We start from the raw sequence: 23,427 nt of genomic DNA, 5'->3' as shown, positions 1-23,427 counted from the left end.
AGCAACAAACTGTTACGGATTCAACCCCTGCGACAACAGGCCGCAGCCCATGTTTAAAGGGCTGCAGGCCACCACCGCCTTGGTCGGGTAGAAGCGCTTGGGGCGTCATGCCAGAATGCCCCGGTTTTTCGGCCGGCCCGTCCCGAGGGTCGGCACCTTCCCTTTAAAGGATGGTTCCATGAATGATCTGTTGACCCGGCGCGCAGTCGTCGCCGGGATGGGCGTTCTCGGGCTCGGCCTGCTGGCAGGCTGCAACCCGGCCCGAGGGCTCGAGTTCAAGTACGGCAAGAACATGAGCAACGAAATCCTGGGGCGCAAGTTCCGTCTCAAGGATACCAAGGGCAACGACGTCACCCTGTCGAGCTTCTACGGCAGCATGCCGATGATCTTCTTCGGGTTCACCCAGTGCCCGGCAGTCTGCCCGACCACCCTGGCGCGAGCGGCGCAAATCCGCAAGCAGCTCCGGGGCCGCGACCGCGATCTGTTCCAGGTGGTGTTCATCACCCTGGACCCTGAGCGCGACACCCCCGAAGTGCTCGACGCCTACGTCAAGGCCTTCGACCCCTCGTTCATGGCCCTGACTGGCACCCCGGAGGAAATCGCCGAGGTGGCCAAGGAGTTCAAGGTGTTCTACGAGAAGGTCCCGGCCGGTGATACCTACACCATCTCACATTCGTCCACCAGCTACGTCTACGACACGCGTGGCACCCTGCGCCTGAGCCTGGGCCATTCCCTGAACGCCAAGGAATGCGCCGAGGACCTGGTCACCCTGATGGAGATCTGCTAATGGCTGTTTCACTGCACCCGTTCAAGCGCGGCCTGGCCGCTATTGCCCTGCTGGGCCTGGCGCTGCCGGCTTTGGCCCAGACCACCGTCAGTGATGCCTGGGTACGTGCCAGCGTACCGCACCAGCAGTCCACCGGTGCGTTCATGACCCTGACTGCCAGCAGCGACAGCAAGCTGATAGGGGTGGCATCGCCTGTGGCCAAGACTGTGCAAGTGCATGAGATGACCATGAACGGTGATGTGATGGGCATGAAACAGGTCGAGGCCGTGCAGCTGCCAGCCGGCAAGCCGGTAAGCCTGGACCCCAATGGCTATCACGTGATGTTGATGGGCTTGACCCAGCAGGTGAAGGAGGGTGACAAAGTCCCGCTGACCCTGACCGTGGAAGATGCCAAGGGTGGCAAGGAAACCTTGGAAGTGCAGGCAGAGGTACGGGCGCTCAACGCCGAGATGGGCGGTGGGCACGACCACATGCACATGAAGCACTGATTGACCCGGGGCCGCTAAGCGGCCCCACTTCATTCAGCTGCGAAAACGCGGCAGCGGCCTTTCCAGGGTCAGCGAGGTCAAGGTCTTGCGGACCTGGGCTTCGTCGGCCTCCAGGGCCTTGAGGCTTGCGCGGATCTTGCCAGCGGCGGGCACGTCACCCTGCCGGTCGATCCAGTCGGCGATCTCTTTGCAGGCACTGCTCAGGCAGGCCTGGCGCTGGTTCATCAACGATATGAGGGTGGTGAGCTCTCTTTCGGACATGGCAGGATCCTCCAATTCAGCCATGTCAGTGTAGCAGCAGTTACCTTTGCAGGCAGGCGGTGCGATAGGCCCCTGGCGTCACGCCATAGGCCTGTTTGAATTGCCGGCTTAAGTGGCTCTGGTCAGCGAAGCCCAGGTTGAAAGCCACGTGGGTCGCAGCCACGCCGCTCTTGAGCATTTCCCGGGCACGGGCCAGGCGCCGTTGCTTCAGCCAGGCATGCGGTGGCAGGCCGGTGGCCTGGCGGAACACCCGGGCGAAATGGAACGGCGATAGATTAACCGCGCCCGCCAGTGCTTCGAGCGATGGCGGTTCTGCCAGTTGGCTCTCCAGCAGCTCGCGGGCGCGGGCTACGGCCAGTGGTTCGTGGCCAGGGGGAGCGGGTTCAGCGCATTGCCCGTGTCGTTGTACCAGGGCCAGAACCGCCTGGCGCCAGGCGGTCTGTTGCTGCAGGGCACTGGCGCTGGCTTCGGACAGCTGATGCAGCTTGCTGAAGGCCATGGCCAGGGCCGGGTCCTGGATCACGCTGTCCTTGAAGCAGGGCATGCCGTGGCGGCCCAGTTCCAGCTCGTCGAGCACGCCGGTCACCCGTTCATGCTCCGGATAAAACCCGCGGTAGCGCCAGCCAGCCTCATGGGCTGTGGCGCCGGTATGCAGTTCGTCAGGGTTGATCAGCACCATGCTGCCCACGGGCGCCAGGTGCTCGCTGCCGCGGTGCCAGAAGCGCTGGGCACCCGACTCGATCACGGTGAACACGTAACCCTCGTGAACATGTGGGGCGAAGCGTTGCTGAATGTAGCGCGCATGCAGCATCTCGACATCGCCCAGCGCGGGCGCCTGCCAAAGGTGGGTTTGTTCGCGCAGGGGCGTGCTCATGTCAGCCAGCTGCGCAGCAGGAAGAAGATAAACATGCTCACCAGCATGCTCAGCAATACACTGCGGGTCAACAACACCAGAACGATGGCCACTACAGCCCCCAGCAGGTAGGGGTTGAGCGGGCTCAGGTCCAGCTGGTGGCCGGGCAGGAAGACGATAGGCCCGCAAATGGCGGTGAGCATGCCCGGCACGGCAAAACCCAGAAACTGCCGGGCATTGGAGCTCAGGCGCAGCGGTAGGCGCGGTTCCAGGAAAGCGTAGCGATTGAGGAACACTACGGCGCCCATGGCAAAGATCAGTAGCCAGGTCATGCGCGGCCTCCGGAAAATTTCTGGCAGACAAATCCGGCAGCCATGCCCAGCAGGCCAGCGGCTACCAACGCGGTTTCCCAGTGCCAGTAGCTGAAAAGCACTGAACAGAACAGCGACACCGCCACGCACACTACCGTGGCGAGGTTGCGCACCAGTGGGGCGATCAGGGCGACAAAGGTGGCGACAATGGAAAAATCCAGACCCAGCTGGTCCAGATGCGGGATGTTCTGGCCCAGCACGATCCCGGCCAGGGTGAACAGGTTCCAGGCCACGTAGAAGGTCAGGCCGACACCTAGCGCGTACCAGCGGTTGAATTGCTGTTGGTCATAGTGGCTGGTCAACGCGAAGAACTCATCGGTCAACAGGAAACCCAGGCCCAGGCGCCAGCGCAGCGGCTGGTTCGACAGCACCGGGCGCATCGACAAGCCGTAAAGCAGATGCTGCGAGGTGAGCAGCAGTGTGGTCAGCAAAATCGACAGCAGGTTGGCGCCGCCCTTGAGCATGCCGATGGCTACCAGTTGCGCGGCGCCAGCGAACACGATCGCCGACAAGCCCTGACCCTCCCAGGCACTGAGGTTGGCCTCGATGGCCATCGAGCCAGCAAGCAGGCCCCAAGGGGCAACGGCCAGCGATAACGGAACAATGGCGATGGCGCCGTGCAGAAAAGCTTGGCGGGCAATAGGCGGACTGCTTTGCATGATGGCTGCAACACTGTTGTTCGGCAGCGCAGCATGCCAGAGGGCGGGGCAGGTGGCTTGAACGATCTTGCTGGTTTGCCACTGCCAGAACAACGTTCAACGCTGGCTGGTCAACCGCCGTTGTGCTGCTGCGCAACCATTGATTTCCACCGCCTTTTGCAGCAAGTCCCGGCGGTGCTGCGGATCGAGGTCGCCCAGCAACCGATACACCTCGGCCTGATAGTCGCGTTGACGCCCCCACTGCATTTCCAGCCCTTGTGGCTGGCTGCGGCTGCAAGCCAGCCGAGTGGCCGGTTGCGGGTAGTAGGGCGCATACAGCGTGGCCATGCCCGGGATCGCTTCGAGCGCTTGGCGGTAACGGGGGCTGGCGTTATACGGTGGGCACCAGGTGGCGATCGCCGTCGCGGGTGGGGCAAAGCCCTGTTGTAGGCTGGCCTCGAGCAAGGGGCATGCAGCATCAGGGATTTGCGCCGCTGGCAGGTAGGTCGTGTAGTACAGCGCCAGGCGGTATTGGGCCACGGGATGGCCGAGTTCCACTGACTTTTCAAGCAGGGCTACCGCAGTTGGAAGCGTACGGGCCATGGCCTGGCCCTGGCGTTTGAGTTCCGGATCGCCGCCAATGGCAGTGCGCAGCGTGTTGGCGTTATCGTCCTGGTTATCGGCCTGCTCCAGCAATGGCAGGGCTTGGCGATAAAGCAGGTCGGCATGCGGGTCGATACGCACGTCGAGCGCTTGTGCGGCAAACGGCATCAGCGAGATGAGTAGTGCGGGCACGCGGGCGAAACCACTCACAGGCAGGCCTCACTGGCACCACAGCCCGGATAAGTGGAAAGGTACTGGTAGACGGCTCGGGTGTTCATGACAAGTACACGTTCGCCTCTGGCGTATCGGAACGACGGCCTATTCTAGCCAACCGGAAGCCCCGACCGAAAGGGCAACGCACATTTGTCAGACGAGCTTGATCGGTGTGACCTTGCGTTGAGCATGTTTTTCCTGGGCCAGGCCCAGTTTGGCGGTGATCACCTTGGCCAGCGCATTGTTGCCCAAATCGTTCAGGTGCAAGCGATCAATGAACAGCTCGGCCCCGAATACAGGGGAGCTGCTGAGCATGCTGTTCATGTCGTAACACGGCACCGGATCTGCCTGGCTCTTGATGCGCCTGAAGAAGGCCATGTGCAGTTGACTGTCGAAGGCGCCTTCAAGCAGTCGGTCGAAGTTGGTCGGTTGCTGTTCCAATGCCGACAGCATGGCTCGCTCTCCGGCAGGCAGCGTTTCACGGCACCATGGCAGCAGCGGTTGAAGAATGAAGGTAAGGGTGGCGTGGCTGTCGGCAAGCATGCGTTCCCACTGGCGCAAGGTGCGGCCAATGCTGTCGGCAGCATGCGCCAGGCGCTTCTGCGGGGCGGACAAGGGCCAGGCGGGCACCGGCGTGGGCCGGCGCGGGGCAAGGGCCTGGCCGAGGCGTTGCCACAGCGAGTCCTGGCGTGCCGGGCCGGTAGGCAGCATGCCTTCGTTGAAACTGTTGAGGTATTGCTGATAGGCCTTGGCGTGCAGTGCAGCGTGTGGGCCGCCCAGCACCTCACCCAGGCCCTCGTGGGCCAAGGTATTGATCCCGCTGAGCACCACCACGTGGCCGACTTCGCCAAAACGGTGCTGATGGGTGAGAAACAGCAGCAGTTCCTGACTCGCATTGAGCCCACAGCCAGCCAGGCTCAACCACACTTCCCCGGTGAGCATCGACAGGTGTGACGCCACCGTATTCTCATCGGAACTGGCACCGATGCCCAATGCGGTCGAACCGCCGACGAGCAAGTTGACACGGCCGGTGCCGCCATACTCGGCGGCCGAGAATCGCTTGCCGGCGCAATGGCTGTAGCGCAAACCGAGCGCATCGGTGTTGATGGTGCCGGAACGGTAGCCGCTTTCGTGCACGTGCAGGGTGTGCGGGGCACGGCGGCTGCCCAGTTGCAGGAAGCGCTGGTAGTCGAGCGACAGCGGCGCAGGGAGGCCCGGGCCGAATGTTGCGGTATTGGGCGGGCTCATGGGCGCTCCTTGTTGTCCGGCGTGGCGTCTCGCACCGAGGCGTCAGCCCGCCAGCTCTTTGATGTTGTAGGCCAGGCCGCCGACGGCGATCAGCAACAGGGCAACCCCCGAGGCCAGCGAAATCATCCGGTTGCTACGCTGCGAGGCGATCTTGCCGATGGCAAAGATGTAAAGGCTGAGCACGGCGAAGTCGATGGCTACCCACAACAGGGACAGCACCATCATGCTTTTGCCGAACGATTCGGTGATCTGGATGAACTGTGGGAAGAAGGCGATGAAGAAGATGATGTCCTTGGGGTTGGAAATACCGACCATGAAGCCTTGCCACAATCCGCCACGCCCCGCTTTGGGCGTTTGCGTCAGCGTCTCGCAGGCAGGCGCCTGCAGGCATTCGCGCAAGGTACCTACGGCGATGTAGCCGATGAACAGGCAGCCGAGCAGGCTCATGCCGCTGAGCCAGGCCTTGTCGATGGCTGCACTGGTGAGGATGACCCAGGCCGCGGCGCCGATCAGCACCAGGGAAGCCCAGTTGGTGCCCACGGCGGTGAACATGGCCTTGCGTGAGCCAGAGGCCGCGGCGGTGTTGACGATCAATGCCACCACCGGGCCTGGTGTGGCGATCAGCAGCAGTACGGTCAGGGCGTAGGTAGCGGTCAGGGCGGTATTCACGGTCAGTTCTCGATCTGGGTGTCGGTTGTTGCGTGGACGTGGGCATGAAAGGGGCAGCGCGACGGGTTGAGCGAGCCTGCTTCCTGCAGTTGGTATTGCTTCCATTCGAAGTTGTCAGCCTGGCCGAAGAAGCCCAGGCTGTCGGGCATCACGCCGTCGTTGTAGTGCTGCACGCGTTCACGGATGCGGGCTCGGATGCGCTTGCCGCTTTCGGTGCCGGCATTGGCCACTTCGTCGAAGTTTTCCCGCGGGTTTATGACGAAGGTGATGTGATTGCCCAGGTTGCGACTTTTCATTTGATGGTGGCCGGGAAAGTTCATGTTGATGAACAGCGCCATGCCGGCGTAGCAGAACGACCAGCCACTGTCGTGCGGGTCGGCCGGGATCGCTTGCGGCCACGGGTGCGGGTCACGGGCATGGACGCCGCGCAGCACCTTCCAGGCCAGCGCCTGCTGTTCGGCCAGGCTGCTGTCGGCGGCCGTTTCGAGGAACACCACCAGCGGGCTGCCAATGCGTTGCTTGACCGGCACCGGTGCTATGGTGCGCACGTATTCGGCCAGGCCTTGTGCGATGTCATCGGCGAGCTGTTCGGCGCGGGCGAAAAGGATGTGGCAGGATTCACCGGCCACCGCCTTGCGCCCGAACAGGCACGGAAAGTCAGGGTTTGCGAGGATGTTGCGAAAATGCTGTATGGTTTTGTGCGTCCAGTGATGCGTGTTCCGGACATGTTCAGCGGCCAGCTCTAGCGCATCCAGGCGATAGCAGTTTCCATAACCCGTAAACATGATTTCCCCAGGCGTGAATTAGCAGAAAGTTCAAGACACATGCAGGCAGGTTATTGGCTTATCTTGGTTGTTTACCTGCATTTTCTGAGGCGTACCTTACGTTGTAAAACGCGTGGTACTATGACCTACTATTAGTCTCACTCATGCTTCGGGGGAATCATGTCGGAACGGATCCAGGCGTTGCACGCTCTGCGTGCCTTCGAAGTCGCCTCACGTTACGGGTCGTTCACCCGCGCGGCCGAAGAGCTGGCACTGACCCAAGGCGCCGTCAGCCACCACATCAAGACCCTCGAGGGCCTGTTCGGCTGCGACCTGTTCGAGCGACGTGGGCCCAAGTTGAGCCTCACCGAACATGGGCGCCTGCTGGCCCAGGAGCTCAAGGTCGGCTTCAAGATCATCGAAAACGCCTGTGCACTGTTGCGCCAGGACCGCTACGGCCTGCGCTTGAAGGCGCCCTCGACGCTGACAGTTCGCTGGTTGTTGCGGGCGCTGGATGCCTTCAAGAAAGTCGATGACAGCTGCAGCGTGCAATTGTCGAGCGTCTGGATGGACATCGACACGGTGGACTTTTACTCCGAGCCCTACGATTGCGCCTTCCTCTTGTCCAACGGCCGGTTTGCCGCCGACATCGAGAGTTTCAAGCTGTTCGACGAATGGCTGATTCCGGTGTGCCACCCGGACTACATGGCGCATGAGCAGCCGGCACTGGGTGACCTGCGCCAGTGTGAACTGCTGCATCCTTCGTCGGATCGGCGCGACTGGCGGCGCTGGCTGGCGCGCATGGATGCCCTGGACATCAGCATCGATCAGGGCCAGGTGTTCGACACCCTCGACCAGGGCATTTCTGCGGCCCAGCAGGGCTTGGGGATTTCCGTGGTCGACCTGGTGCTGGCCAGTGCCGACCTGACCGCAGGGCGCCTGGTCACCCCGTTCAAGCATGCAGTGGCGACCGGAGACGGGTATTACATGACCTGGCTCAAGTCCAGCCCCAAGGCGCGGCAGATGCACAAGCTGCGCGATTTTCTGCTGGGGCAGGTGCCGCCATTGGCCTACAAGGACATCAACTACCTGTATGGCTGATTGCCCGCACAGGCCCCCCGCGCAAGGGTAGAATCGTCGCATCCGACCTATCCGTCGCACCGAGGACAACGCAGTGGAGTTGCAGCAGGGCTTTGTCCTGACCCGGCATTGGCATGACACGCCCCAAGGCACCTGCGTGGAGTTCTGGCTGGCCACCGACCAGGGGCCGCGGCTGTTGCGCCTGGCCCCGCAGGAGTCGGTGGCGTTCATCCTGCAGGCGCAGGTCGAGCATGCGCGGCTGTTGCTGGCGGGCGAGGCCGGTGTCGAAATCAGGCCCCTGCGCCTGCAGGATTTCCAACATCGTCCGGTGCTGGGCGTGTATTGCCGTCAGCACCGGCAACTCATGCAACTGGAACAGCGCTTGCGCGGTGCCGGCGTCGAGGTGTTCGAAGCTGATATCCGCCCCCCCGAACGCTACCTGATGGAGCGCTTCATCACCGCCGCCGTGCAGTTTACCGGCCAGCCTGATGCCCAGGGTGTCATCTGCGAGGCTCAGCTCAAACCCTTGGCGCACTACCGCCCGCCGCTGCGCCTGGTATCGCTGGACATCGAGACCAGCGAGCGCGGCGAGTTGTACAGCATTGCGCTGGAAGGCTGCGGCCAGCGGCAGGTGTTCATGCTAGGGCCCGCCAATGGCCAGCCCGACGCCGTGGATTTCGACCTGCACTACTGCAACGACCGGGCGGCACTGCTCGACTGCCTGAACCAGTGGATGGCCAGGCATGATCCGGATGCGATCATCGGCTGGAACCTGGTGCAATTTGACCTGCGCCTGTTGCATGAGCACGCCAAGCTGCTTCAGGTGCCGTTGAACCTGGGGCGTAACGGTGCGCCCATGACTGTGCGCGCCCACGCCAACCGTAGCCATGTGTTCGCCGATGCGCCCGGCCGCTTGTTGATCGACGGCATCGAAGCGCTGCGCTCGGCCACTTGGAGCTTCCCTTCGTTCAGCCTGGAAAACGTCGCTCAGGCATTGCTGGGGGAAGGCAAGGCGATCGACACGCCTTACCAGCGCATGGACGAGATCAACCGCATGTTCGCCGAGGACAAGCCGTCGTTGGCGCGTTACAACCTCAAGGACTGCGAGCTGGTGACGCGTATTTTTGCGCATACCCGGCTGCTGGAGTTTCTGCTGGAGCGCTCATCGGTGACCGGGCTGGCGGTAGACCGCAGCGGTGGCTCGGTGGCAGCGTTCTGTCACCTGTATATCCCGCAGATGCATCGGCTGGGCTTCGTCGCGCCCAATCTGGGCAGTCGCCCGGATGAAGCCAGCCCGGGTGGTTTTGTCATGGACTCGCGCCCGGGGCTCTATGACTCGGTGCTGGTGCTCGACTACAAAAGCCTGTACCCCTCGATCATCCGTACTTTCCTGATCGACCCGGTAGGCCTGGTTGAAGGCCTGCGCCAGCCGGATGACACGCACTCCGTCGAAGGCTTTCGCGGCGGGCGTTTCTCGCGCAGCCGGCATTGCCTGCCCGCGATCGTCGAACGGGTCTGGCAGGGCAGGGAGGAGGCCAAGCGTGAAGGCAACGCGCCGCTATCGCAGGCACTCAAGATCATCATGAATGCGTTTTACGGGGTGCTCGGCTCAAGCGGTTGCCGCTTCTTCGACCCACGCCTGGCGTCTTCGATCACGATGCGCGGGCACCAGATCATGCGCCAGACCCGCGCGCTGATCGAGGCACGAGGTTACGACGTTATCTACGGCGACACCGATTCCACCTTCGTCTGGCTCAAGGGTGCACAGGGTGAAGAGGCGGCGGCGCGCACCGGCCGCGCGCTGGTGGCCGAGGTCAACCTGTGGTGGCAGCAGCACCTGCGTGAAACCTTGGGCCTGGAAAGCGCGCTGGAGTTGCAGTTCGAGACCCATTATCGGCGGTTTCTGATGCCGACCATCCGCGGCGCCGACGAGGGCAGCAAGAAGCGGTACGCCGGCCTGGTTCAGCGCGCCGACGGCGGCGAGGACATGGTGTACAAAGGCCTGGAGTCGGTGCGCACGGATTGGTCGCCCTTGGCCAGGCAGTTCCAGCAGGCGTTATATGGGCGAATCTTCCGGGGCGAGCCGTACCGTGACTATGTACGCGGGTTCGTCCAACAGACCCTGGCCGGTGAGCTGGATGAGCTGCTGATCTACCGCAAACGCCTGCGCCGCCCGTTGGCCGACTACCTGCGCAATGTCCCGCCACATGTACGCGCAGCACGCCTGGCCGATGAGTACAACAGCCGCCTGGGGCGTGCCCGGCAATATCAGAATGGCGGCTGGATCAGTTACGTGATCACCACAGCCGGCCCTGAACCCATGGAAAACCTGCAGTCGCCGATCGACTACGACCACTACCTCAGCCGCCAGTTACAGCCTGTGGCCGATGCCATCCTGCCCTTTGTCGGTGATGACTTTGCGGCGTTGACCGACCGTCAGCTGTTGCTGTTCTGAGTGCCGGCTCAAGCGCCCCTTCAGGCGAGCGGGAGGGAGCGCAGGTTGCCGTTAGTGGCTTTGGGCTATGCTGAGTTTGGGTATCGGCCGTTTCCGAAAAGGCTGCCATCCTGGTATCGGTCACCATTGGAAACTGCCAGTTACTTTTCCCTGGCCCTCTGATGTTCGAAGTGGTTTAGGCTCCGGGTCGGATTTTTCTCCGTGATCTGTAGTCACTGTTTTATCGAGACAATAAGGAGATGCGTATGCTCGTCCGGTCACTGACCCTCGCCACCCTGCTCGCCGTCACTGGCCCTCTGTTCGCCGCCGACAGCGACGCTCCGCTGGCCAAGGAACTGGGCAAGGCACGACCATTGGTGATCATTGCCCCCAGTTCCGCCGACCCGACCTTGCGGGGGTTGAACGATGCCTTGAAAGACCCTGCCACCCAGGCTGCGTTCAAGGAGCGTGGCCTGGTGATCTACAGCGTCGCCAACATGATGGGCAAGCGGGAGGACAAGAACCTCGAGCAGCAGACCACCATGGCGCTGATACGTGAGCTCAAGCTTGGCGCCAGCAAGGGCACCAAGGTCATCCTGGTCGGCAAAGACGGTGAGCGGCACATGCTCAAGGATGACGAAACAGGTGAAAAGATCGACCCGCAGGCCATCATCAAAGCCGTCGATGAGCTACCGGCCAGCGAAAAGGCCGTGACGGCACCGGAGCCTGTCGCTGCGGCAGCAGAGCCCAAGGCCAAGGACAGCAAGCCCGCCAAACCGGCCAAGCCGGCAGCGCCGCCCAAGCCACTGGAAGACTGACGTCAGCTACGCGTATCACCCCTGGTAGGACAGCAAAGGGCTCGTGGGCTGTACGCTCCGGGCCCTTTGCATTTCATGCTGTTCGGGCCTGGACCGTGATGTGCCGTTTGATCCAGTGATCAATGCTTAGCTTCCCGGCACCTTTGAGCAGCAATGGCAGCAGTGCAACCAGGTAGATCAGGGGCAGCTTGTAGTTGCCGAACCCTAGATCGGTGATGGCGTAACCCTTCGCCAATTCTGCCAGGTCCGACCAGTGCGCAGGCCAGTGCACCGCTGCGATCGCTACGACGGTTACCACCGCCAGCCCCGCCGCCGCCAGCCGTGTGCCAAGGCCCAGTAGCAGTAGCAGCGGCAGGACCAGTTCAGCCCACATCGACAGTTGCCAGTTCAACTCCGCTGGCAGCAGGCTGAAGGGCAGTGGGAAGCTCCCCTGTATATCGCCGAACCAGTTGCTGCCGTTGAATTTCTCCAGGCCGGATTCGAAGAACTCCCAGGCCAGAAACATCCGCAATGGCAAATCAGCGCCCCAATCTGCGAGACGGTCGAGGGGAGTCAGGGTGCGAGTCAGCGTGGTCATGGTCTGTTCTCTTCTTCAGGAAAGGGCCGTGGCGTTACGACGCTTGTACAGCGCCAGCTTGGCGGTGAGCTTGAGGGCGATGGCGGTGAACATCAGGGCAAAGGCCAGCGGATACCAGCCACCCATGGGAATGCGGTTGTAGAACGACAGGCAGAACACGCCGGCCAACACCCACATGCCGGTGCTGTGCAAGGCTTTCCAGGCACGGCCGCCGAGCAGGCGCATGCTCGGCTTGAAGGAGGTAAGGGCCAGCAACAGCAGGAACAGGTAGCCGATGCTGCCTGGCAGGCTGGAGGTAGCGGTGCGGCCGGCCCAGAACAACTCGGGAAAGTGCTGGGCGTAGCGGTAGATCAGCAGGCCGTGCACGGTGTGCGAAAAGGCAAAAGCCAGCCCCAGGAAGCGCCGCTCGCGCAAAACGCGACGGCTGCTTGGGCAGGGCAGCAAGGCCACCAGCGTCGAGGCCAGGAACGTCATCAGGAACAGGGCGAAGGAACTGCGTGCGGTAGCGCGGATAGCGCTGCGCAGGCCATCGGAACCGAGCGGGTGGCTGGCCAGGACCACGGCGGTCATGAGCAGAGTAAGGCCGGCCAGGACGGTGAACAGTTTCCAGCCGGAGGGAAGGGCGATGGCTCTCATCGAAGAGGCTCCCGGTGTGTCAAAGTGTGACCGGGAGTGTGGCGGTACGGCGTATCTGCAGTGTGTCGGCGCAGGCTGTATTGTGTATCGGAATGTAGTGACAGGTGGTGTAGGCCAATTTCACCCGTGCAGGCGCGGCGCGCAGCACCGCGTCAAGGACGGCAGCGTTTCACTTCAGCTCGATTTGTGCGCACAGGCCTCCGCCCTGGCGATTGCTGAGGACCAATTGCCCGCCCATGGCCTGCATCAGTTGGTGGGCGATTGCCAGGCCCAGGCCGGTGCCCCCGGTACTGCGGTTGCGCGAGCTTTCCACCCGATAGAAGGGTTTGAGCACTTCGCCGAGCTCTTGCTGGGGGATGCCAGGGCCTTCGTCCAGCACGCGGATCACGATACGTCCCTGCTCACGGCTGACCTCCAGTTGCGCCTTGCCGGCGAACTTCAGGGCATTGTCCAGCAGGTTGACCAACACCCTGCGCAGCGCATGCGGGCGCGTTTCCAGCAAACTGCCGGTACTGCCGTGGCGCTCGACCTGCGCGCCGCTGTCCTGGTAATCGAACACCACGCTGTCGAGGAACGCGTCGAGGTTGATGCGGCAGGGCGGCTCGGTGTTGATATCCATGCTGCGGGCATAGGCTACGCCTTCGCGGACCAAGTGCTCCATGGCATCCAGGTCATGCCACAACTTGTCCTTCTCGACTCCCTCGTCCATTACCTCGACCCGGAGTTTCATACGCGTGATCGGGGTTTGCAGGTCATGGGAAATCGCTGCCAGCAACTGCATGCGTTCCTTGAGGTAGGCAGCGATGCGCGCCTGCAAGGCGTTGAAGGCGACGGCGGCGAATTTCACTTCGCGCGGGCCGCTTTCGTCCAGCAACATGCCGGGCTTGTCCGGGTCGAGGTCGTCAAGCGCCTTGACCAGGCGTGTCAGCGGGCCGATGGCCAGGCGCACGGCCAGCCAGGTACAGAACAGCAGCACGGCAAGCTGAATGAGCAGCACCAGCGGCAGCCAAGTGGCGATCGGCACGGGGGCCGGGGTGACATCGATGGTCAGCGGGGCGCCGTCAGCCAGACGCAGGTGGGCCTGGAAGTGTGCGTTCGGGCCAGGTATCTCCTGGAAGGTCAGGCGATACTGGCTACCGATGGCCTTGACGATCGAGTCGGCGGCCATGGGCGGGTCGTCGCTTGGCATCGCCGCACCCGTTACGCCAGCGTCAAGCCGATAGCGGTAGGTGCGCCGCTCCAGGCGGGGCAGCCAGGCCGGGCGTTCAGCGGCGGGCAGGCGGTCGAGGATGGCCACCGAAGTGGCGACGTCCTGTTCCAGATTGCTGAGCATCATCGAGCGGCTGCTGATATAGCGCTCATAGGCCTGCAGGCTGAACGACAGCCCGTAGGCCAGCACCAGCCCGGTGATGAAGATCAGTGCCAGGCGCGAGGCGAGGGTGCGCGGCCACTTCATGATGGCGACTCGAGCAGTTGCACTGGCAGCGAGAACACATAACCTTCGCTGCGCACCGTCTTGATGCAGCTGGGCTCGCGCGCGTCGTCGCCCAAGCGCTGGCGCAGGCGGCTGACCAGCAGGTCAATGGAACGATCGAAGATATCGGCCTCGCGGCCCTGGGTCAGGTTGAGCAACTGTTCGCGGCTGAGCACCCGTTGTGGGTGGTCGAGGAACACGCGCAACAGGCGGTATTCGGCGCCACTGAGGGCCACCAGCGTGCCTTCGCTGTCGAGCAGGTGGCGCGCGGTGGTATCCAGACGCCACTGGCCGAAACGGATCAGGCGGCCGCTTTCGCTGATGGTCAGGTTGGGCGGCAGCATGCGTGTGCGGCGCAGCACGGCATTGATGCGAGCCAGCAGTTCACGGGCTGAGAATGGCTTGGTCAGGTAGTCATCGGCGCCCATCTCCAGGCCGATGATGCGGTCGGTCTCGTCGTTGCGCGCGGTCAGCATCAGCACAGGCGTATTGCGGTGCTTGCCGGCGCGCAGTTCGCGGCACAGCAGCAGGCCGTCATCGCCCGGCATCATGATGTCGAGGACGATCAGGTCGACGCTGTTGGCTTCGAGGAAGGCGCGCATCTGCCGGCCGTCGGCGACGATACTGGTGCGCAGGCCGTTCTTCTTCAGGTAATTGCCGACCAGTTCGCGGATTTCGCGGTCGTCGTCGACGATCAGGATGTGATCGACATGTTCCATCGGTGGGGTCCTGTGCAAGGGGAATGGGCGCAGTGTACCGAGCAGGTATGAGCTTGCCTGCAGAGGTTTGTATTGCAGTGTATCTGGTGGCGCATCAGATACAGCAGGAGGCAGGGCGCAGGGTCAGGCGACACATGCCCGATACCTGGCGAGCGTGAAATGGCTCTCACCGGGGAACACAACTCCCCACCCTCAGAAGATCCACAGGAGAGATGCCATGAACATGAAAACCCTCGCCAGCGCCAGCCTGTTCGCCGTGCTCAGCCTCGGCACCCTGGCTGCCCAGGCATCCACGCAGCCGATGGAGGATGCCAGCGTCATGCAATACCGCTACGGCGACCGGCTGGATATACAGAAAGTGCTGTCGGTGAAGGATGATCAAAGCGATGCCTGTGGCCTGGTCCACACCCGTATGGATTACATCAACTCCCAAGGCCAGCGCCAGAGTGTGCAGTACCGCACCTATGCCACGAGCGGTTGCCATGACAACTGAGCGCCGCTCGTTGTTGAAAGTGGGCGGCGTCGCCTTGGCGCTCTTGGGCCTGGGCCTTGCCGGCCACCTGGCAGCCCGCGACAGTTACGGCGCGATGCCATCGCTGTCCGGGGCCAGTGAGTGGATCAACTCGCCAGCGCTGGATACCAAGGGGCTAAAGGGCAAGGTAGTGCTGGTGGACTTCTGGACGTGGGACTGCATCAACTGCCAGCGCAGCCTGCCGCACGTCAACGACTGGGCCCGGCGGTACGCCGATCAGGGGCTGGTGGTGGTGGGCGTGCACACGCCGGAGTACGACTACGAGCATGATGTCAGCCAGTTGAAACGCAAGGTGGCCAGCCTGGGGATCGCTTACCCGGTGGCGGCGGACAACGATTATCGGGTGTGGAATGCCTGGGGTAATCAGTTCTGGCCTGCGCATTACTTTGTCGATCGCCAGGGCCAAGTGCGGCATGTGCACTTTGGTGAAGGTGACTACGACGGGCAGGAGAAGGTGATAAAGGCGTTGCTGGATGAAAAAGGCTGAGGTGTTTACCGTTCCTTTCGCGAGTAAACCCGCGAAAGGAACGGCACGGGCTCAACCGAAGCTGGCGAAATGTGCCTGCATGCGCTCGGCATTGGCCTGGCGGCCACTGAACAGTTCGAACGCTTTCACCGCCTGGAACACAGCCATGTTGCTGCCATCCAGGGTCCGGCAGCCCAGTGCCCGTGCGGCGCGCAGCAGCTCGGTTTCCAGCGGGAAATAGATGATCTCCGCCACCCACAGCCGGGCATGCAGCAGCTCGACCGGCAGCGGTGTGCCCGGCAGTTTGGCCATGCCGACCGGCGTGGTGTTGACCAGCCCGTCCGCTTCGGCAATCTCAGCCGCCAGGTCCGTGCCCACAATGGCTCTGCCTGCGCCGAAATGGCCGTTGAGGTTGTCGACCAGCGCCTGGGCACGCGCTGCATCGACTTCGAACAGCACCAGCCGCTCGACCCCTTCGCCCAGTAATGCATGGGCCACTGCCGAGCCAGCACCGCCGGCACCCATCTGCACCACCTGCCGGCGCGCGACGTCGGGCAGGCCGCGGCGCAAGCCCTCGGCGAAGCCCAGGCAGTCGGTGTTATGGCCTACACGCTTGCCGTCCTTGAGGACCACGGTGTTGACCGCACCGATACCCCTGGCCTCATCGGACAGCTCGTCGAGCAGCGGCAGGATCGCCTGCTTGAACGGGTAGGTGATATTGAGCCCGGTGAAGCCTGTGTGCTGGGCCGCTTCGAGCAATTGCGCCAAGGCGCTGTCTTCCAGTTGCAACTGGTCGGCGTCTATCAGGCGGTAGAGGTAGCGCAAGTCCTGCGCATCGCCTTCATGTTCATGCAGGGCAGGGGTGCGCGACAGTTGAATACCACGGCCGATCAGGCCGGCAAGGATGGCCGGCTGAGTCATGCTGCCTGCTCCTGGAGCATTTCGGCGAAGTGCGCCAGAGCCATGCGGTAGCCGTGGCTGCCCAGGCCGCAGATCACACCCACCGCGATCGACGAGACGAACGACAGGTGGCGGAACGGCTCGCGCTTGTGCACGTTGGAGAGGTGCACCTCGATCACTGGCACCTCGCTGGCGACCAGCGCGTCTCGGATGGCCACCGAGGTGTGGGTCCAGGCACCGGGGTTGATCACGATACCGGCGCAGCGACCACGGGCAGCGTGGATCCAGTCGATCAGGTCGCCTTCGTGGTTGGTCTGGCGGAATTCGATATCCAGGCCGTGGGCCTGCGCGGTGTCTGCGCAGCTCTGAGCCAGGTCAGCAAGGGTTTCACGGCCGTACTGGGCAGGCTCGCGGGTACCCAGCATGTTCAAGTTGGGGCCGTTGAGCACGAGGATAAGGGGCTTCATGGCGGGCATCACTTTGTTGTTGTTGAATGCCCGTATGTTTGTACCACCTGGTTAGTTTCGTCAATTGGGTTGGCTGTCGCATCGTGGAAAGTGGGCGATTATCGGACGCAGACCCCAGCGTTCTTAGCGCGGGTGTGCCCTTTGAAGGCGCCTCTTGTTACGAAAGGGCTGCAAAGGCAGCCCCACCTCTCAAACGGTGCGGGCGGCCTCACGACCCACTTCATCCCCGGCTGTTTCTTCATGCAACGATATTCGCGAGGTTTCTGGCAGCGCCAGCCCACCCACCAGCGCCACCAGCGCGATGACCACCAGGTAGAACGCTGGCGCCAGGCTGCTGCCGGTCTGTCCGATCAGCCAGGTCGCCACCAGCGGTGCGGTGCCGCCAAACAGCGTATAGGCCACGTTGTAGGTAATCGCCGATGCGGTGTAGCGCGTACGGGTCGGGAAACTCTCCGAGAGCAACGCGGCGGTCACCACACCACTGCAAAGTGCGCCTACCGCCAACAGGATGACCCCCACCAGCGCAGCCGTCACCGACCCGGAACTGGCCAGCCAATAAGCCGGGAATACACAGACCATTACCCACAGGCAGGTGAAACCAATGGTCTTGCGCCGCCCGACCCGGTCCGAGAACGCGCCGGCCAGCGGACAACCGATGGCGGCGAACACCAGCGCTACCGTTGTCACCAACAGCGACTGGGCGCGTGTCAGGTTGCCGACCATTTGCAGGTAGGTGGCGAAGTAGGTAGTGAACATGTAGAACGACAACGCTGTAAGCGAGATGAAGGCACCCAGATTGCGGATGGCCCGGCCGTGGTTACGCAACGTGTCCTTGAGCGGCGAATGCTCATGGGTCTTGCCTTGAGCGATGGCCTCGCGAAATGCCGGGGTTTCCTCCATGCGCCAGCGCAGGTAAAGGCCCACCAGGCCCAGCGGCGCCGCCACCAGGAACGGTATGCGCCAGCCCCAGGCCGCCATCGCTTCGGCCGACAGGCTTGCCTCAAGGCCGTAGGCGATCACCGCCGCACAGGCGAAGGCAGAGAAGGTCGACACGGGCACGAAGCTGCCATAGAAGGCCCGCTTGTTTTGCGGTGCGTGCTCCATCAGGTACGCACAGGCACCTGCATACTCACCGCCTGCGGAGAACCCCTGCAGGCAGCGCGCAAGGGTCAGTAGCGCGGGGGCGGCAAGGCCGATGCTGGCGTAGGTCGGCAGCAGGCCGATCAGTGTGGTGGAGCCGGCCATCAGCAGGATGGTCAGTGACAGGATGCGTTTGCGTCCCAGCCGGTCACCCAGCGCCCCGAACACGATCCCGCCCAGTGGCCGCAAGGCGAAGGCCACGGCGAAAACGGCAAAGGTCTTCAGCAAGGCCACGCTGGCATCGCCGCTGGCGAAGAACTGGCTGGCGATGATCGTTGCGAGAAAGCCGTAGACGGCAAAGTCGAACCATTCGACGAAGTTGCCGATGGCCGAGGCGGCGATGACCCGGCGCAGAGTGGCGGGGGATACCTCGTGAGATGCGGACATACAGAAACGCTCCGGTTTCAAAGGCAGCCTGGCGGATTAGCGAAGCGGTCTGGCCGCTTCGTCGTTGTTGTTGCAGGCAGTAAACCGGCGCGGTAGCGAGGGCGCTTCTTCGAGGGCGACGCCCAGATATCTGTTTTGACCGCGTGCGCCCATTCGTGGCCAAGCCGCGGTCAGCCCGGCAATGAGTGGGTGTTATACCGAAAACACCACCCCGGTACGCGAAGCCGCGTTGCGAATATGCTCCTGCATCGCCTTCTGCGCCGCCGCCTGTGAACGGCGAGCCAGGGCGCGCAGGATCTTGCGGTGCTCCTGCCAGGTTTCCATCGCCCGTTCCGGGCGGATGAAGGGCAGCTTCTGGCTTTCCAGGAATATCTCCTGGCTGGCGGTGATCACCTGCAGCATGGCGTGGTTGCCGCAGGCTTGCAGCAACTGCTGGTGAAAGGCGAAATCCAGCCGTGCGGCGGCTTCGAAGCGGCCCGCGCGCAACTCCTGATGCATCGCCTCTACATTGACTTCCAGGCGATCGATGTCGTCCGCAGTCAGTGCCAGTGCCGCCTGCCCGGCAGCGAAACCTTCCAAGGCGTAACGCAGCTGGAAGGTGTCGCTTGCAGAGACCTGTTCGGCATACGGCCAGGCAAATGCCGAAGGCGCTGGCGCCTGCACGAACACACCCTTGCCCGGCTGCACGCTCACCAACCCCAGAGCGCTGAGGGAGGACAGCGCTTCTCGCAGAGAGGCCCTGCTGACCCCCAACTGCTCGGCAAGGTCGCGCTGCGAGGGCAGGGCATCGCCGGGCTGATAGCCGCCGTCTTCGATCAATTTGCGGATGCCTTGCAGGGCCTGTTCGGGGACGGCGCGGGGTAGGGTGTCGAGCATGCTGTTCAGACCGGTCGGAGGGCGATGACCTTGGCTTTTTACGGCCATTGTCAGGCGCTTGCAAGCATTGCTCCGCGCTGATGCAGGCAAATGCGGCCTTGCACAAAAGCGGGGCGTGACGGCGGCGGGGTAAGCGGGCAGGCAAGCAACTGTTCAGACCAGTAAGACCGTTCAGCTCAGGGCTTGCGCACGTCAAGCCGGTGCCAGCACGGACGTTGGCATGGCCCGTGCACTGGCCAGCCAGCACTCTTTTCCCTGGTTACCTGCGAGGCCACACCATGAAGACATTCCGCACCTTGTTCCTGGCCAGCCTGTTCTGCAGCAGCGCCCTTGTGCTGCCAACCGCCCAGGCTGATGCCCTGGCCGACATCAGCGCCCGTGGCGTGCTCAAGGTGGCAGTGCCCCAGGACTTCCCGCCTTTCGGCTCGGTCGGGCCAGACCTCAAACCCCGTGGCCTGGACATCGACACTGCACAACTGCTGGCAGACAAGCTGGGTGTGAAGCTGGCCCTGACCCCGGTAAACAGCACCAACCGCATACCGTTCCTCACCACAGGCAAGGTCGACCTGGTGATTTCCAGCCTCGGCAAGAACCCGGAGCGTGCGGCAGTGATCGATTTCTCCCGGCCCTATGCGCCGTTCTACCTGGCCGTATTCGGCCCGGCCGAGGTGGACATCGCGGGCATCGACGCCGTCGCTGGCAAGACCATCAGCGTCACCCGCGGCTCGATCGAGGACATGGAACTGAGCGCCGTAGCGCCAAAGGGGGCGGTGATCAAGCGCTTTGAAGACAACAACTCGACCATCGCCGCCTACCTCTCTGGCCAGGTCGAACTGATCGCCAGCGGTAGCGTGGTAATGGCCGCCATTGCCCAGAAGAACCCGGCTAAGGTGCCGGTGGTCAAGGTCAAGCTCAAGGACTCGCCTGTCTATGTGGGCCTGGCCAAGAACGAGCCGGCGCTGCTGGACAAAGTCAATGCCACGCTCGAAGCCGCCAAGGCCGACGGTAGCCTTAACCGCAATGCCGAAAAATGGCTGAAGCAGCCGCTGCCGGCCGATCTCTGAGCTGTACCCGGAGTTTGCCACCATGGCCTATGAATTCGACTTCGCCCCCGTGCTGGCCCAGGCCCCCCTGTTGCTCAAGGGCGCCTGGTTCACCCTGCAGCTGACGGTGGTCGGCACCTTGCTGGGCGTGGCCATCGGCGTGCTCGGCGCGGGGGTTCGCGCCTGGCGTGTGCGCCCCTTCGACATGCTGTTTGGCCTGTACGTGGAACTGATCCGTAACACGCCCTTCATCGTCCAGCTGTTCTTCATCTTCTTCGGCCTGCCGGCGCTGGGCATTCGCCTGACCGAGTGGCAGGCGGCGGTGCTGGCCATGGTGATCAACCTGGGTGCCTACTCCACCGAGATCATCAGGGCGGGCATCCAGGCCATTCCCAAAGGCCAGCTGGAAGCGGCAGCAGCCTTGGCCATGAGCCGCTTCGAGGCGTTTCGCCATGTGGTGTTGCAGCCTGCCCTGGCCAAGGTATGGCCGGCACTGACGAGCCAGATCGTGATCGTCATGCTCGGCTCGGCGGTGTGTTCGCAAATCGCCACCGAGGAGCTGTCGTTCGCCGCCAACTTCATCCAGTCGCGCAATTTCCGTGCATTTGAAACCTACCTGCTGACCACCGTGCTGTACCTGATCATGGCCATCGCCTTGCGCCAGTTGCTGGCATGGGTTGGGCAACGTCTGCTGATGGGGAGACGCTGAATGGACTTCACCTTCTGGGACATCCTGCGCAACCTGCTGATCGGCCTGCAATGGACCATGCTGTTGTCGCTGGTGGCCTTCTTCTTCGGTGGCCTGGCCGGGCTGCTGGTGCTGGTCGCACGCATTTCTCAATGGCCGTGGCTGCGTGGCCTGGCGCGGGGCTACATCGAGCTGTTTCAGGGCACGCCATTGCTGATGCAACTGTTCATGGTGTTTTTCGGCATTGCCTTGTTCGGCCTGGATGTGTCTGCCTGGATGGCGGCTGCCATCGCCCTGACCCTGTTCACCAGTGCGTTTCTCGCAGAGATCTGGCGCGGCTGCGTTGAGTCCATTCCAAACGGCCAGTGGGAAGCGTCCGGCAGCCTGGCGCTGAGCCGCATGGAGCAGCTGCGCCACGTGATCCTGCCACAGGCGTTGCGCATTGCCGTGGCACCGACCGTGGGCTTTTCGGTGCAGGTGGTCAAAGGCACGGCGGTCACCTCGATCATCGGTTTCACCGAGTTGACCAAGACCGGCGGCATGCTGGCCAACGCCACCTTCGAGCCGTTCATGGTCTACGGCCTGGTTGCGCTGGGCTATTTCATCCTCTGTTACCCGCTCTCGCTGAGCGCCCGTTATCTGGAAAGGAGGCTGCATGCCCCTGCTTAGAGTGTCCGCGCTGCACAAATACTACGGCGACAACCATGTACTCAAAGGCGTTGACCTGAGCATCGAAGAGGGCGAGGTGGTAGCGATCATCGGCCGCAGCGGTTCGGGCAAAAGTACCTTGTTGCGCACGCTCAACGGCCTTGAGTCGATCAGCGATGGCGTGATCGAAGTGGACGGTGAATACCTCGATGCCGGCCGCGCCGACTTGCGCGCGCTGCGCCAGAAAGTGGGCATGGTGTTCCAGCAGTTCAACCTGTTCCCACACCTGAGCGTGGGCGAGAACGTGATGCTCGCGCCGCAGGTGGTGAAGAAGGCCAGCAAGGCCCAGGCGCGCCAGCTGGCTGAGCAGATGCTGGCGCGGGTGGGCCTGGCGGAAAAGTTCGATGCCTACCCCGACCGGCTTTCCGGAGGCCAGCAACAGCGGGTGGCGATCGCGAGGGCGCTGGCCATGTCGCCCAAGGTGCTGCTGTGCGACGAGATCACCTCGGCGCTCGACCCCGAACTGGTCAACGAGGTGTTGGGCGTGGTGCGCCAGCTGGCCAGCGAAGGCATGACCCTGATCATGGTCACCCATGAGATGCGCTTTGCCCGCGAAGTGGGCGATAAACTGGTGTTCATGCACCATGGCAAGGTGCATGAAGTGGGTAACCCGCGTGAAGTGTTCGCTGCACCGAAAACGGCCGAGCTGGCCAATTTCATAGGCTCAGTGGTATCGGCCTGAGCCTGCATCATTGAGTGCAGCTCAGGCGGCCCGCTCCAGCACATCGAGCAGGTCGACGAACTCCATCGCCAGTTTGTGCCGCGGCGCCAGGTGTACCAGCGGTACCGACGCCAGGTGCGACTCTCGCATCTTGATCGAGCTGCTCAAGTACACCGGCAGCACGGGCATGCCTTCGCTGCGCAGTTGGTCAACCAACGTCTGGTGCAATGCCGTGCGGCCGGCGAACTGGTTGACCACGACGCCTTCCACTTGCAGCGCCGGGTTGTGGTCCAGGCGCAGCTCCTCGACCTCGGCCATGACACTGTGCAGCGCCTGGCGCGAGAAGCTATCGCAGTCGAACGGGATCAACAGGCGCTCAGCCGCAACCAAGGCGCTGAAGGTATAGAAGTTGAGCGCAGGCGGGGTGTCGATGTAGATCCGTTCGTAGTCCTCGCCCAGCTCCAGCAACAGCTTGCGCAGCTTGTTGATCTTGAACTTGCTCTCAAGCTTGCTCTGCAAGTCGCTGAGGTCGGGGCTGGCGGTCACCAGGTGCAGGTTGCGGTAGCGGGTTTCGGTGATGGTCACCCGGTGCTTCTTGCCAGCAGCGGTGACGGGCGACAGCGTCTGGCGAAAAAAGTCGGCGATGCCGGCGGGGATGGCGTCGTTGGTGAGGCCAGTGAGGTAGTAGGTGGCGTTGGCCTGTGGGTCGAGGTCGACCAGCAACGTGCGATAACCCTCCGCGGCACTGGCTGCGGCAAGGTTGCAGGCGATGCTTGACTTGCCCACGCCACCTTTCTGATTGAAAACCACACGACGCATGAGACGCTCATCCATGAAGAAGGGAAATGTCAGGTTGGGGTCAATCCTATGACCAATACACGACAGTTTTATGACAATACTTGTTACATCTGGTCCCGATAACCCGC

Annotated in this window: 28 protein-coding genes; 11 read left to right on the top strand and 17 right to left on the bottom strand. The window is 62.8% G+C overall.

Going from position 1 to position 23,427, the window contains the following annotated elements; translation table 11 throughout:
- The first annotated feature begins 178 nt into the window (after positions 1-178).
- Both IWW33_RS02100 and IWW33_RS02095 read left to right on the top strand, forming a co-directional pair.
- Positions 179-787 carry an SCO family protein gene (locus IWW33_RS02100; RefSeq protein WP_012313788.1) on the top strand — a complete coding sequence of 203 codons (609 nt, stop codon included), beginning with the start codon at positions 179-181 and terminating at the stop codon, positions 785-787.
- Positions 787-1,275, top strand: coding sequence for a copper chaperone PCu(A)C (locus tag IWW33_RS02095; protein WP_046787231.1), 489 nt, complete (start codon positions 787-789; stop codon positions 1,273-1,275). Before IWW33_RS02100 ends, IWW33_RS02095 begins: the two co-directional genes overlap by 1 nt.
- 33 nt (positions 1,276-1,308) lie before the next feature.
- On the opposite strand, the gene IWW33_RS02090 is transcribed toward IWW33_RS02095, so the two are convergent.
- The 8 genes from IWW33_RS02090 to IWW33_RS02055 all read right to left on the bottom strand — a co-directional run bounded on the left by IWW33_RS02090 (position 1,309) and on the right by IWW33_RS02055 (position 6,916).
- On the bottom strand, positions 1,309-1,536 hold the full coding sequence (locus tag IWW33_RS02090; protein ID WP_012313790.1) for a hypothetical protein: 228 nt from the start codon (positions 1,534-1,536) through the stop codon (positions 1,309-1,311).
- 40 nt (positions 1,537-1,576) lie between these two features.
- Positions 1,577-2,410: an AraC family transcriptional regulator gene (locus IWW33_RS02085; protein ID WP_174141651.1), complete on the bottom strand. Its 834-nt coding sequence runs from the start codon at positions 2,408-2,410 to the stop codon at positions 1,577-1,579.
- Complete coding sequence (locus tag IWW33_RS02080; protein ID WP_012313792.1) at positions 2,407-2,721, bottom strand: AzlD domain-containing protein; 315 nt, start codon at positions 2,719-2,721, stop codon at positions 2,407-2,409. The genes IWW33_RS02085 and IWW33_RS02080 overlap by 4 nt, the downstream gene beginning before the upstream one ends.
- Positions 2,718-3,419, bottom strand: a complete 702-nt coding sequence (locus IWW33_RS02075; RefSeq protein ID WP_046787357.1) for an AzlC family ABC transporter permease — start codon at positions 3,417-3,419, stop codon at positions 2,718-2,720. The genes IWW33_RS02080 and IWW33_RS02075 overlap by 4 nt, the downstream gene beginning before the upstream one ends.
- 96 nt (positions 3,420-3,515) lie before the next feature.
- On the bottom strand, positions 3,516-4,211 hold the full coding sequence (locus IWW33_RS02070) for a sel1 repeat family protein (protein ID WP_161871550.1): 696 nt from the start codon (positions 4,209-4,211) through the stop codon (positions 3,516-3,518).
- A 156-nt stretch (positions 4,212-4,367) separates the two neighbouring features.
- The gene (locus tag IWW33_RS02065; RefSeq protein WP_174141652.1) at positions 4,368-5,462 is read right to left on the bottom strand and encodes a hypothetical protein; all 1,095 of its coding nucleotides are present in this window, start codon (positions 5,460-5,462) and stop codon (positions 4,368-4,370) included.
- A 42-nt stretch (positions 5,463-5,504) separates the two neighbouring features.
- On the bottom strand, positions 5,505-6,131 hold the full coding sequence (locus tag IWW33_RS02060) for a LysE family translocator (RefSeq protein WP_174141653.1): 627 nt from the start codon (positions 6,129-6,131) through the stop codon (positions 5,505-5,507).
- A 2-nt stretch (positions 6,132-6,133) separates the two neighbouring features.
- Complete coding sequence (locus IWW33_RS02055; RefSeq protein ID WP_046787226.1) at positions 6,134-6,916, bottom strand: YqcI/YcgG family protein; 783 nt, start codon at positions 6,914-6,916, stop codon at positions 6,134-6,136.
- Between the two features lie 159 nt (positions 6,917-7,075).
- Between IWW33_RS02055 and IWW33_RS02050 the strand changes: the two genes are divergently transcribed.
- The 3 genes from IWW33_RS02050 to IWW33_RS02040 all read left to right on the top strand — a co-directional run bounded on the left by IWW33_RS02050 (position 7,076) and on the right by IWW33_RS02040 (position 11,227).
- On the top strand, positions 7,076-7,996 hold the full coding sequence (locus IWW33_RS02050) for a LysR substrate-binding domain-containing protein (protein ID WP_046787225.1): 921 nt from the start codon (positions 7,076-7,078) through the stop codon (positions 7,994-7,996).
- Between the two features lie 73 nt (positions 7,997-8,069).
- Positions 8,070-10,430 (top strand): DNA polymerase II, encoded by a 2,361-nt coding sequence (locus IWW33_RS02045; protein ID WP_174141654.1) that lies wholly within the window; start codon positions 8,070-8,072, stop codon positions 10,428-10,430.
- 245 nt (positions 10,431-10,675) lie between these two features.
- Complete coding sequence (locus tag IWW33_RS02040; RefSeq protein WP_115275285.1) at positions 10,676-11,227, top strand: DUF4174 domain-containing protein; 552 nt, start codon at positions 10,676-10,678, stop codon at positions 11,225-11,227.
- Between the two features lie 73 nt (positions 11,228-11,300).
- Here the strand turns inward: IWW33_RS02040 and IWW33_RS02035 are convergent, their stop codons facing one another.
- From IWW33_RS02035 to IWW33_RS02020, 4 genes are all read right to left on the bottom strand, one after another.
- Positions 11,301-11,804 (bottom strand): DoxX family protein, encoded by a 504-nt coding sequence (locus IWW33_RS02035; RefSeq protein ID WP_174141655.1) that lies wholly within the window; start codon positions 11,802-11,804, stop codon positions 11,301-11,303.
- Positions 11,805-11,819: 15 nt separating this feature from the next.
- Positions 11,820-12,440: a ferric reductase-like transmembrane domain-containing protein gene (locus IWW33_RS02030; RefSeq protein WP_174141656.1), complete on the bottom strand. Its 621-nt coding sequence runs from the start codon at positions 12,438-12,440 to the stop codon at positions 11,820-11,822.
- Between the two features lie 169 nt (positions 12,441-12,609).
- Entirely contained in the window at positions 12,610-13,896 is a 1,287-nt protein-coding gene (locus IWW33_RS02025; protein ID WP_046787221.1) for a HAMP domain-containing sensor histidine kinase, read from the bottom strand.
- The gene (locus tag IWW33_RS02020; RefSeq protein ID WP_039603377.1) at positions 13,893-14,633 is read right to left on the bottom strand and encodes a response regulator; all 741 of its coding nucleotides are present in this window, start codon (positions 14,631-14,633) and stop codon (positions 13,893-13,895) included. Before IWW33_RS02020 ends, IWW33_RS02025 begins: the two co-directional genes overlap by 4 nt.
- 217 nt (positions 14,634-14,850) lie before the next feature.
- Between IWW33_RS02020 and IWW33_RS02015 the strand changes: the two genes are divergently transcribed.
- On the top strand, positions 14,851-15,126 hold the full coding sequence (locus tag IWW33_RS02015; RefSeq protein ID WP_174141657.1) for a DUF2790 domain-containing protein: 276 nt from the start codon (positions 14,851-14,853) through the stop codon (positions 15,124-15,126).
- Positions 15,116-15,652, top strand: coding sequence for a thioredoxin family protein (locus IWW33_RS02010; RefSeq protein WP_115275281.1), 537 nt, complete (start codon positions 15,116-15,118; stop codon positions 15,650-15,652). Before IWW33_RS02015 ends, IWW33_RS02010 begins: the two co-directional genes overlap by 11 nt.
- A 51-nt stretch (positions 15,653-15,703) precedes the next feature.
- Here IWW33_RS02010 and IWW33_RS02005 read toward each other — a convergent pair whose 3' ends face one another.
- The 4 genes from IWW33_RS02005 to IWW33_RS01990 all read right to left on the bottom strand — a co-directional run bounded on the left by IWW33_RS02005 (position 15,704) and on the right by IWW33_RS01990 (position 19,401).
- A complete protein-coding gene (locus tag IWW33_RS02005) occupies positions 15,704-16,552 on the bottom strand; it encodes a shikimate dehydrogenase (RefSeq protein ID WP_115275280.1) in 849 nt (282 codons plus the stop codon).
- The gene (gene aroQ / locus IWW33_RS02000; RefSeq protein WP_046787217.1) at positions 16,549-16,998 is read right to left on the bottom strand and encodes a type II 3-dehydroquinate dehydratase; all 450 of its coding nucleotides are present in this window, start codon (positions 16,996-16,998) and stop codon (positions 16,549-16,551) included. The genes IWW33_RS02005 and aroQ overlap by 4 nt, the downstream gene beginning before the upstream one ends.
- Before the next feature lie 189 nt (positions 16,999-17,187).
- Entirely contained in the window at positions 17,188-18,525 is a 1,338-nt protein-coding gene (locus IWW33_RS01995; protein WP_174141658.1) for an MFS transporter, read from the bottom strand.
- Between the two features lie 192 nt (positions 18,526-18,717).
- Positions 18,718-19,401, bottom strand: a complete 684-nt coding sequence (locus IWW33_RS01990) for a FadR/GntR family transcriptional regulator (protein ID WP_046787355.1) — start codon at positions 19,399-19,401, stop codon at positions 18,718-18,720.
- 278 nt (positions 19,402-19,679) lie between these two features.
- Between IWW33_RS01990 and IWW33_RS01985 the strand changes: the two genes are divergently transcribed.
- Genes IWW33_RS01985 through IWW33_RS01970 form a run of 4 tightly spaced genes read left to right on the top strand, consistent with a single transcriptional unit; the run spans position 19,680 to position 22,522 of the window.
- Positions 19,680-20,465 carry a transporter substrate-binding domain-containing protein gene (locus IWW33_RS01985; RefSeq protein WP_046787215.1) on the top strand — a complete coding sequence of 262 codons (786 nt, stop codon included), beginning with the start codon at positions 19,680-19,682 and terminating at the stop codon, positions 20,463-20,465.
- Between the two features lie 22 nt (positions 20,466-20,487).
- Entirely contained in the window at positions 20,488-21,153 is a 666-nt protein-coding gene (locus IWW33_RS01980; protein ID WP_039604080.1) for an amino acid ABC transporter permease, read from the top strand.
- Entirely contained in the window at positions 21,154-21,801 is a 648-nt protein-coding gene (locus IWW33_RS01975) for an amino acid ABC transporter permease (protein WP_119688662.1), read from the top strand.
- Positions 21,788-22,522 (top strand): amino acid ABC transporter ATP-binding protein, encoded by a 735-nt coding sequence (locus tag IWW33_RS01970; RefSeq protein ID WP_115275277.1) that lies wholly within the window; start codon positions 21,788-21,790, stop codon positions 22,520-22,522. Before IWW33_RS01975 ends, IWW33_RS01970 begins: the two co-directional genes overlap by 14 nt.
- Before the next feature lie 21 nt (positions 22,523-22,543).
- On the opposite strand, the gene IWW33_RS01965 is transcribed toward IWW33_RS01970, so the two are convergent.
- Positions 22,544-23,320: a ParA family protein gene (locus tag IWW33_RS01965; protein ID WP_174141659.1), complete on the bottom strand. Its 777-nt coding sequence runs from the start codon at positions 23,318-23,320 to the stop codon at positions 22,544-22,546.
- Positions 23,321-23,427: the final 107 nt, after the last annotated feature.

Source organism: Pseudomonas sp. M2 (genome assembly GCF_015751845.1).
GTDB classification, from domain to species: domain Bacteria; phylum Pseudomonadota; class Gammaproteobacteria; order Pseudomonadales; family Pseudomonadaceae; genus Aquipseudomonas; species Aquipseudomonas putida_E.
The sequence above is the reverse complement of the archived record's forward strand: the minus strand, read 5'-3'. Positions and strand labels throughout refer to the sequence as shown.

Excerpts from the sequence above, each read along its gene's own strand:
- IWW33_RS01990 (WP_046787355.1), bottom strand. The coding sequence starts at position 19,401 with ATGCTCGACACCCTACCCCGCGCCGTCCCCGAACAGGCCCTGCAAGGC.
- IWW33_RS02065 (WP_174141652.1), bottom strand. The coding sequence starts at position 5,462 with ATGAGCCCGCCCAATACCGCAACATTCGGCCCGGGCCTCCCTGCGCCG.
- IWW33_RS02055 (WP_046787226.1), bottom strand. The coding sequence starts at position 6,916 with ATGTTTACGGGTTATGGAAACTGCTATCGCCTGGATGCGCTAGAGCTG.
- IWW33_RS02080 (WP_012313792.1), bottom strand. The coding sequence starts at position 2,721 with ATGACCTGGCTACTGATCTTTGCCATGGGCGCCGTAGTGTTCCTCAAT.
- IWW33_RS02040 (WP_115275285.1), top strand. The coding sequence starts at position 10,676 with ATGCTCGTCCGGTCACTGACCCTCGCCACCCTGCTCGCCGTCACTGGC.
- IWW33_RS02095 (WP_046787231.1), top strand. The coding sequence starts at position 787 with ATGGCTGTTTCACTGCACCCGTTCAAGCGCGGCCTGGCCGCTATTGCC.
- IWW33_RS01970 (WP_115275277.1), top strand. The coding sequence starts at position 21,788 with ATGCCCCTGCTTAGAGTGTCCGCGCTGCACAAATACTACGGCGACAAC.
- IWW33_RS02010 (WP_115275281.1), top strand. The coding sequence starts at position 15,116 with ATGACAACTGAGCGCCGCTCGTTGTTGAAAGTGGGCGGCGTCGCCTTG.
- IWW33_RS01980 (WP_039604080.1), top strand. The coding sequence starts at position 20,488 with ATGGCCTATGAATTCGACTTCGCCCCCGTGCTGGCCCAGGCCCCCCTG.
- IWW33_RS02075 (WP_046787357.1), bottom strand. The coding sequence starts at position 3,419 with ATGCAAAGCAGTCCGCCTATTGCCCGCCAAGCTTTTCTGCACGGCGCC.
- IWW33_RS02100 (WP_012313788.1), top strand. The coding sequence starts at position 179 with ATGAATGATCTGTTGACCCGGCGCGCAGTCGTCGCCGGGATGGGCGTT.
- IWW33_RS01975 (WP_119688662.1), top strand. The coding sequence starts at position 21,154 with ATGGACTTCACCTTCTGGGACATCCTGCGCAACCTGCTGATCGGCCTG.
- IWW33_RS02030 (WP_174141656.1), bottom strand. The coding sequence starts at position 12,440 with ATGAGAGCCATCGCCCTTCCCTCCGGCTGGAAACTGTTCACCGTCCTG.
- aroQ (WP_046787217.1), bottom strand. The coding sequence starts at position 16,998 with ATGAAGCCCCTTATCCTCGTGCTCAACGGCCCCAACTTGAACATGCTG.
- IWW33_RS02015 (WP_174141657.1), top strand. The coding sequence starts at position 14,851 with ATGAACATGAAAACCCTCGCCAGCGCCAGCCTGTTCGCCGTGCTCAGC.
- IWW33_RS01965 (WP_174141659.1), bottom strand. The coding sequence starts at position 23,320 with ATGCGTCGTGTGGTTTTCAATCAGAAAGGTGGCGTGGGCAAGTCAAGC.
- IWW33_RS02090 (WP_012313790.1), bottom strand. The coding sequence starts at position 1,536 with ATGTCCGAAAGAGAGCTCACCACCCTCATATCGTTGATGAACCAGCGC.
- IWW33_RS01985 (WP_046787215.1), top strand. The coding sequence starts at position 19,680 with ATGAAGACATTCCGCACCTTGTTCCTGGCCAGCCTGTTCTGCAGCAGC.
- IWW33_RS02005 (WP_115275280.1), bottom strand. The coding sequence starts at position 16,552 with ATGACTCAGCCGGCCATCCTTGCCGGCCTGATCGGCCGTGGTATTCAA.
- IWW33_RS01995 (WP_174141658.1), bottom strand. The coding sequence starts at position 18,525 with ATGTCCGCATCTCACGAGGTATCCCCCGCCACTCTGCGCCGGGTCATC.
- IWW33_RS02035 (WP_174141655.1), bottom strand. The coding sequence starts at position 11,804 with ATGACCACGCTGACTCGCACCCTGACTCCCCTCGACCGTCTCGCAGAT.
- IWW33_RS02085 (WP_174141651.1), bottom strand. The coding sequence starts at position 2,410 with ATGAGCACGCCCCTGCGCGAACAAACCCACCTTTGGCAGGCGCCCGCG.
- IWW33_RS02025 (WP_046787221.1), bottom strand. The coding sequence starts at position 13,896 with ATGAAGTGGCCGCGCACCCTCGCCTCGCGCCTGGCACTGATCTTCATC.
- IWW33_RS02020 (WP_039603377.1), bottom strand. The coding sequence starts at position 14,633 with ATGGAACATGTCGATCACATCCTGATCGTCGACGACGACCGCGAAATC.
- IWW33_RS02050 (WP_046787225.1), top strand. The coding sequence starts at position 7,076 with ATGTCGGAACGGATCCAGGCGTTGCACGCTCTGCGTGCCTTCGAAGTC.